The following is a 3,004-nucleotide window of genomic DNA, read 5'->3' on the forward strand; positions in this document are numbered from 1 at the left end:
CAACGACGTAGACAACAAGGTCGAAAACTCAGTTGAGAACAAGGTTGAGACCGAAGTCGAAACCAAAGTTGAAACTGACATCGAAGTAGACATCACTGTTGATCTCGACCTTTCCACTCTTCCTGATGACAGCGACGTCATCGACGTTGAAGAAATGGGAATTGATCACATTCACGAAGCAGTTGCTCAGGTTGATGCCGTTGCACAGTCTGCCGGAAACGGTGGTGCCAACTTCAACCTTGATCAGATCAACAACATGACCGACAACGACTTCCAGGGCTATGCCAAAGTCGAGTTCGAAGGCGGCAACGCTGGAATGGGCTTTGTCGGTGATATTGGCATCGGTAATGACGATCTGGGCGGTGGCTTCATTCAGGCTGCAGCAGCTCATGGTGGTACAGCTACTGCGAACGGTGCAACCGCTCGCGTTGGCGACGACGGCTCCAACGAAGGTGTCGGTTCTGCATCTGCAGACGGCGCAGTCAATCAGGAAGCTTTCACTCAGAGCATCGTGCAGTACAACAGCGCAAGCATTGTGGGTGGCGACTCCACCACTTCTGATGACGGCGACGCTGTCTAATTCTTAAAACAATACCGGCTCGCGCGGATGCCCGTGCGGGCCGGTTCTTATTGTGCACGCGGATATAGATCACTGTGACCTTCGACGTGGGCGTTGATCCGGTCCTGTTCTCGCTGCTGAGATCCATGCAGTCGGGAGAATTATTATGTTACAGAATGGTGCTACAGAACTCATCTGGCACTTCGCCGGATATCTTCACATTACAGACGAACTTGCACGTGCCCGGACAGACTATGAAGATTTGAACGCGCGCCGCAATGAAGTGGATCTTGAGTTCGCTCCCGCGAACGTGAATTTCAACCAAGGCGAACTGGATCAACTCGGATCGGGCAGGTCGAACCTGTTCTGGCCTGATGCCGACAAAAACGGCTACGACGTGCCGGACAACGCCATGCGTTTTCTGTCAGCAGGCCCAAGACCGGTTGATTTCAAGCTCGGAGCTGATCCCAATTTTTTCCAACCCTACTTCCCTGGCAACCAATCCGGTACCGAATTCGTAAGTGGCCCCAACGTCACGCGCCAGGAGTGGGGACACGAAACCAATGTCGATATCGATCAGATCAATCTTCTGAACGACAGCGACCTATTTGGTGTTGAAGAAGGCCTGACGATTTATGCTGTTTCAGGGGTCAACATTGCGTACCACATGACGCATATGGAGGTTCTTGCAACGGATGCCATACCGGAAGAACTGTTTCCCAAGGGCGGCGGTAATCCGGGTGTCACAGGCCCCAACCTTGCTGCAGCGCAGATGGCAAAAGCAGCCTCTGGGGAAGAGTTGTCGACGGTAGAGCCGGGTCTCTACATTGATGGTGTGTTGCAGGTCGAAGAAACAGAAGAAGAAACGACCGAGAGCTCGTCGGGCACTTCAGATGACACAGAGGCTCGCCGGGAAGGGGCCCCACCGCCAATTCCCGAGCAGGAAAGCGGTTGGGCTCCGGGAGACACCGGTCTGGTCGGAGCGGAACTTGGGAGCAACACTGTCTATAACGGGGCGGTGATCGTTGATCTTGACGAAGGCGTCGGAACATTCGTCGTTCTTGGGGATTATTATCAGACGAATACCGTGGCACAGGTCAACGTTTATACCGACAGCGACTATGTGCAGCTCGGAAATGCAGGCGCCAGTGTCTCGCTCAACGAGAATGAAGCAACCAACACGGCGCAGATGACCAAGCAGGCGCTGCTTGACGACGTTATAGATTACCGGGGTTTCACAGGATATTTCTGGGATATCGACATTTCCTATGGGGACTATTTCGACGTCAAAAGTCTCTACCAGGAAAACACGCTTTATTCGAACGACATCGTAAGTCAGGAATCCAGCGGAGCGCACCAGCGGGTAATGGCTGACGCAAACGGCCAGTACAACGTTGCGACGGTCGAGGATATCGGCAACAGCTACGATCTGATTGTCGTTCTGGGGAACTATTTTTCCGGAAACTTCATCCATCAGACCAATATCCTGCTGGACAACGACTGGGTGACGATGACCGCCGATGGCGAGGCCGGATCCCAGACAATCTATGGCGGTCAGAACCAGCTGAGCAATGAGGCGGGTATCATCTCCTACAGCATGGACGAATTCGGAAGCGTGTCTTCCGGGTTTGAGGCCTTCCTCCTGGGTCTTGAAACGAAAGACCGGATCGAGCCGGAAGACTGGTGGTCCTATTCCGGTTCAGGCTCGACGGAAATGAAAGTGTTGTTCGTGACCGGCGACTACTACGACGTCAACTTCATCAAGCAACTCAATATCGTCTCCGACAGCGATGCGGCCATGCAGGTAGGTGGTCACGGGTCGAACCAGTTCATATCGACAGGTGGCAATACCGTTACCAACGTTGCCACCATCATCGATGTCGGTGCCTATGGCGATCAGTATGTCGGCGGTGAGGCCTATGAGGAATGGACCCTGGTTCAAACCAATATCATTGCCGGTGAAGACGACGAGATCATCTATGGCGACGCAGACCAACTCGCCAACGAAGTCGTCGCATTCACCTACGTACACGAAGAAGAAGAAGAACCTCAGTGCACGGACGTCCTGCATTCGCCGCATAGCGGCGACGAACTCGGGCAATTGATGGCCTGAACGATACAAGAAAGCGGATTGACGGGCACAGGTTTAGCCAATCCGCACTTTTTTAAAACAGACATTTACATACCCGCCGGCTCAAAAAACAAAAACAATGCCGACGGGGCTTCGGGAGACAATTGATGAGGTTCGACGACAAAGATGCCGGCATGAAGGCAGCTGAAAAGAGTGGTGCTGTCAGAGGTGAGGAGATATCCGATCTCTCCGAGGGGGACGCGATCATCAAGTCACTTGTTGTGCGAATGCGTGAACATGACGGCCTGAAGAAACGCTCTGATGACAATGCTGCTGCAGCAGAACCCGATCGCAATGTTTCAGACGAAAAAGAC

Annotated in this window: 2 protein-coding genes and 1 pseudogene; all 3 read left to right on the top strand. The window is 53.1% G+C overall.

The features are described 5' to 3' along the window. Positions 1 to 580 (top strand): annotated as a pseudogene (locus K5905_RS30725) (hypothetical protein); the annotation flags it as partial. Between the two features lie 145 nt (positions 581 to 725). Beyond that, positions 726 to 2,672, top strand: coding sequence for a hypothetical protein (locus K5905_RS30730; RefSeq protein WP_297591524.1), 1,947 nt, complete (start codon positions 726 to 728; stop codon positions 2,670 to 2,672). Positions 2,673 to 2,797: 125 nt separating this feature from the next. After that, positions 2,798 to 3,004, top strand: a 207-nt coding sequence (locus tag K5905_RS30735; RefSeq protein ID WP_297591525.1) for a hypothetical protein, incomplete at its 3' end; no start/stop codon positions are given.

Origin of the sequence: Roseibium sp., from assembly GCF_025698965.1 — a bacterium.
Classification (GTDB): domain Bacteria; phylum Pseudomonadota; class Alphaproteobacteria; order Rhizobiales; family Stappiaceae; genus Roseibium.

Bases quoted from the DNA above. Each gene is read 5' to 3' on its own strand.
- K5905_RS30730 (WP_297591524.1), top strand. From the start codon at position 726: ATGTTACAGAATGGTGCTACAGAACTCATCTGGCACTTCGCCGGATAT.